Source organism: Inquilinus limosus MP06, from assembly GCF_000767795.1.
In the GTDB taxonomy this organism is placed as follows: Bacteria; Pseudomonadota; Alphaproteobacteria; order DSM-16000; family Inquilinaceae; genus Inquilinus; species Inquilinus limosus_E.
On record NZ_JANX01000968.1, the window covers coordinates 1 to 1344 of the forward strand.

At 72.9% G+C, this 1344-nt stretch carries 4 protein-coding genes; all 4 read right to left on the bottom strand.

Annotated features, from left to right (window positions below; translation table 11 throughout):
• A partial coding sequence (locus P409_RS34465) for an acylphosphatase (RefSeq protein WP_034849409.1) occupies window positions 1–204 on the bottom strand: 204 nt, incomplete at its 3' end.
• Complete coding sequence (locus tag P409_RS34470) at window positions 201–677, bottom strand: hypothetical protein (protein WP_034849405.1); 477 nt, start codon at window positions 675–677, stop codon at window positions 201–203. The genes P409_RS34470 and P409_RS34465, both read right to left, overlap by 4 nt.
• Window positions 674–976 carry a hypothetical protein gene (locus P409_RS34475; protein ID WP_034849406.1) on the bottom strand — a complete coding sequence of 101 codons (303 nt, stop codon included), beginning with the start codon at window positions 974–976 and terminating at the stop codon, window positions 674–676. The genes P409_RS34470 and P409_RS34475 overlap by 4 nt, the downstream gene beginning before the upstream one ends.
• A gap of 16 nt (window positions 977–992) precedes the next feature.
• The coding region (locus tag P409_RS34480) for a biotin/lipoyl-containing protein (protein WP_343285544.1) at window positions 993–1344 on the bottom strand (352 nt) is incomplete at its 5' end.

Below are 1344 nucleotides of genomic sequence, written 5' to 3' on the forward strand. Positions count from 1 at the left end.
CGGCCCGCGGCGGCAGGCGGCGGCGATACGGTCGACCGCCTCGGCCGGGCCGGACAGCAGCGCCTCGACCGAGCCGTCGCGGCGGTTGCGAACCCAGCCGTCGAGCCCTGCCACCGCGGCCTGGCCGGCCAGCCAGGCGCGGTAGCCGACGCCCTGGACCCGGCCGGTGATGCGCAGCGACAGCGCCTTGTGATCCCCGCTCATGCCTCCTCCTCCGGTTCCTCCGGCAGCGCGCCGCCATAGAGCGCGGCGGCGACCAGGCGGATGGCGAAGCGCGCCTCCGCCTCCAGCCGCTCGGCCTCGAACCAGTGCATGTCGACCGTCAGCGTCGGCGGGTCGGAGACGTGCAGCGCCCGGTTGCGAGCCCGGCGCAGCGTGTCGAAGCGTTCGTCCAGCCCGGCCTCGGCGAACAGCCTGCCGGCGTTGAGATAGGGGTCGACCGCCCGGCCGGAGGCCATCGCTTGCTCGCGCAGATGCGCCTCGATCACCGCGACCGAGAGGATCGTGGTGGCCACCCAGGCGCCGGCGCCGAACACGGTCTCCAGCTCCACCAGCAGCGCCTGGGTGTGGTCGCCGACCACAATGCCGGGATCACGCCGTTCGCCGGCGCCGCGGCCGGCCATGACACCGGCGAACCAGCGGGTGCGATCCTCCGCCTCGTCGCCGGTGCTCCTCATTGGGCGAAGATCTCCTCGCACTTCTTCAGGTCGCCCTCGATCCGGGTCTTCTCCGCGCTCGGCGGCCGGGTCGGGCCGGCCATGTCCTTGATCCGGGTGCAGTAATCGGCCCAGGCGCCCATCGCCCGCTCGTCCACCCGGATCATGAAGGGATCGGTCGGGCCCGGCGGCGGATGCAGATCGTCATCCTTCATCGAGGCGATCGGCGGCGGCGGGCCCGGATTGTCGGGCGGGGTGTAGCCGTCGCCGCAGCCCGCCAGGATCAGCGCCGGCAGGACGATATGCAGGACTCGGTTCATCGCGTTCTCCCGGCCCTCAGGCCGCTGCGAATTCCAGGATCTTCTGGTCAACCGCCAGGCTGTCGCCCGGCTTGGCGTGCAGGGCCTCGACCACGCCGTCACGCTCGGCCCTGAGGATATTCTCCATCTTCATCGCCTCGACCACCGCCAGCTCCTGCCCCGCCCGCACCGGCTCGCCCGCGGCGACCGCGACCGAGACCAGCAGCCCCGGCATCGGCGACAGCAGGAAGCGCGACATGTCGGGCGGCGCCTTGACCGGCATCAGCTCGGCCAGGGCCGCGGCGCGCGGCGTCAGCAGGGCCATGTCGACCTCGCCGCCGGCATGGGTCAGGCGCAAGCCCACCGGACGGCGGTCGATCTGCGCCACC